Source organism: Hydrogenophaga sp. (genome assembly GCF_031426985.1).
In the GTDB taxonomy this organism is placed as follows: domain Bacteria; phylum Pseudomonadota; class Gammaproteobacteria; order Burkholderiales; family Burkholderiaceae_C; genus Hydrogenophaga.
This window is the reverse complement of record NZ_JASJOY010000242.1, coordinates 1-2,737: the sequence shown is the minus strand read 5'-3', so window position 1 is coordinate 2,737 and position 2,737 is coordinate 1. Positions and strand designations below refer to the sequence as shown.

Genomic DNA, 2,737 nt, shown 5'->3' with positions numbered 1-2,737 from the left:
CCGGCGGCTTCCTTGGCCTTCATGCGGTTGCGCACTTCCAGCATGTCCTTGACCGGAATGCCTTCGGTGATGCAGACGGCCAGATCCAGGTCGGCTTCAACGGCTTCCCAGATCGCGGCGGCAGCGCCGGCGGGCGGCACGTAGATCACCGAGACGGTGGCGCCGGTCTGCTGGGCGGCTTCCTTGACGGTCGAGTAGATCGGGATGTTGAAGATCGACTCGCCGGCCTTCTTCGGGTTCACGCCGGCCACGAAGCAGTTCTTGCCGTTCGCGTATTCCTGGCACTTTTCGGTGTGGAACTGGCCGGTCTTGCCCGTGATGCCCTGGGTGATGACCTTGGTGTCTTTGTTGATGTAGATCGACATGGTGTTCTTCTCCGGGCTTATTTGACGGCGGCGACGATCTTGGTCGCGGCTTCGGCCATGGTGTCGGCGGCGATGATGGGCAGGCCGGACTCGGCCAGCATCTTCTTGCCCAGTTCTTCGTTGGTGCCCTTCATGCGCACGACCAGCGGCACGTTCAGGTTCACGGCCTTGCAGGCGGTGATCACGCCGGTGGCGATGGTGTCGCACTTCATGATGCCGCCGAAGATGTTGACCAGGATGCCCTCGACCTTGGGGTTCTTGAGCATGATCTTGAAGGCTTCGGTGACCTTCTCGGGGGTGGCACCGCCGCCCACGTCCAGGAAGTTGGCCGGCTCGCCGCCGAACAGCTTGATGGTGTCCATGGTGGCCATGGCCAGACCGGCACCGTTCACCAGGCAGCCGATGTTGCCGTCCAGGCTGATGTAGGCCAGGTCAAATTTCGAGGCTTCGATTTCGGCCGGATCTTCTTCGTCCAGATCGCGGTAGGCCACGATCTCGGGGTGGCGGAACAGCGCGTTGGCGTCGAAGTTGAACTTCGCGTCCAGGGCCATCAGGTTGCCCTTGGAGTCGCAGTTCAGCGGGTTGATTTCCACCAACGACGCGTCGGTGTCCATGTAGCACTTGTAGATCTTGGCGAAGATGTCGACCGCCTGATCAATGGAAGCGCCGGTCAGGCCGATGGCGGCCGCCACCTTGCGGGACTGCGCTTCGGTGATGCCGGCCAGCGGGTCGATCATCTCGGTGATGATCTTCTCGGGCGTGGAGTGGGCCACTTCCTCGATGTCCATGCCGCCTTCGCTCGACGCGATCAGGGCGACCTTCTGGGTCGCGCGATCGGTGACCAGCGACACGTACAGCTCGTTCTTGATGTCGGCGCCGTCTTCGATGTACAGGCGGCGGACCTTCTGGCCTTCAGCGCCGGTCTGGTGCGTGACCAGCTGCATGCCCAGGATGTCGCTGGCGCGGGCCTTGACATCGTCGATGCTCTTGGCGACCTTCACGCCGCCACCCTTGCCACGGCCACCGGCGTGGATCTGGGCCTTGACCACCCAGACCGGGCCGCCGAGCTTCTGTGCGGCTTCCACCGCTTCTTGCACCGTGAACGCGGCGATGCCACGGGGCACCGGCACACCAAACTGACGCAAGATTTCCTTGCCTTGGTACTCGTGAATTTTCATGAGGTCTCTCTCGGACTGGGGGTTGTTTGATCCGGCCGGAAGGCACGACCGGCCCACGGGGGGTTCGCGCGGCGCCGGCGACTGTATCATGGTGCAGCGCACCACACACTATATAAGCAGCGGCTTACATAATGCATAATTATAGGAGCCGCTCGCTGAACCCTGACTGACACGAACAGGAGCCGCCATGGCCACAATCTTCATCGACGGCGAAGCCGGCACCACCGGACTGCAGATCCGTGAACGGCTGCAAACCCTGTCCGCCGTCCAGTTGCTGAGCATCGCGCCCGAGCGGCGCAAGGACCCCGAGGCCAAGCGCGAACTGATGGCCCAGGCCGATCTGGTCATCCTGTGCCTGCACGACGACGCGGCCATCGAGTCGGTGGCCATGATCGACGCCCTGCCGGGCCGCAAGCCGCGCATCATCGACGCATCAACCGCCCACCGCTGCCACGATGGCTGGGTCTACGGCTTCCCCGAACTGAGCGCCGGCCAGAGCGCTGCGGTGCGCAACGCCGACCGCGTCGCCAACCCGGGCTGTTACGCCACCGGCGCCATCGCCATCCTGCGCCCGCTGATCGATGCCGGGCTGCTGCCGAAGGACTTTGCGGTGTCGCTGCCCTCGGTCAGCGGCTATTCCGGCGGCGGCCGCAGCATGATCGAGGCCTACGAAGCCGGCACCGCGCCGCTGCACGAGGCCTATGCCCTGGGCCTGGCGCACAAACACATCCCCGAAATCCAGCGCTACACCGGCCTGAGCCGCCGCCCTGTCTTCATCCCGGCGGTGGGCAACTTCCGCCAGGGCATGCTGGTGCAACTGCCGCTGCACCTGGACGAACTGCCCGGCCAGCCCAAGGCCAGCGACCTGCACGACGCACTGGTGGCCCACTACGCGGCCAGTGCGGCCGCCGGCGGCTGGGTGAGCGTGCTGCCGGCCACGGCCGACGGCAAGCTGGACGCGACCGCGCTGAACGACACGAACCAGCTCGAACTGCGCGTGTTCGCCAACGAGGCGCACCGCCACGCGGTGGTGATCGCGCGCCTGGACAACCTGGGCAAGGGCGCCAGCGGCGCCGCGGTGCAGAACCTGCAACTCATGCTGGGGATTTGAGCTCCCCCCTGCGCGGCTGACGCCGCTTCCCCCAAGCAACTGTGTTGCGGGTCAAGTGTTTTTGATGTGCAGAGCCTCGTTCC

2 protein-coding genes and 1 pseudogene are annotated in these 2,737 nt (G+C 64.9%); 1 reads left to right on the top strand and 2 read right to left on the bottom strand.

Going from position 1 to position 2,737, the window contains the following annotated elements:
• Positions 1-365 (bottom strand): annotated as a pseudogene (locus tag RMP09_RS23845) (succinate--CoA ligase subunit alpha); the annotation flags it as partial.
• 17 nt (positions 366-382) lie between these two features.
• Positions 383-1,543 (bottom strand): ADP-forming succinate--CoA ligase subunit beta, encoded by a 1,161-nt coding sequence (gene sucC, locus RMP09_RS23840; protein ID WP_310568459.1) that lies wholly within the window; start codon positions 1,541-1,543, stop codon positions 383-385.
• Between the two features lie 187 nt (positions 1,544-1,730).
• Between sucC and argC the strand changes: the two genes are divergently transcribed.
• A complete protein-coding gene (gene argC, locus RMP09_RS23835) occupies positions 1,731-2,654 on the top strand; it encodes an N-acetyl-gamma-glutamyl-phosphate reductase (protein ID WP_310568458.1) in 924 nt (307 codons plus the stop codon).
• Positions 2,655-2,737 lie beyond the last annotated feature (83 nt).

Bases quoted from the DNA above. Each gene is read 5' to 3' on its own strand.
- sucC (WP_310568459.1), bottom strand. From the start codon at position 1,543: ATGAAAATTCACGAGTACCAAGGCAAGGAAATCTTGCGTCAGTTTGGT.
- argC (WP_310568458.1), top strand. From the start codon at position 1,731: ATGGCCACAATCTTCATCGACGGCGAAGCCGGCACCACCGGACTGCAG.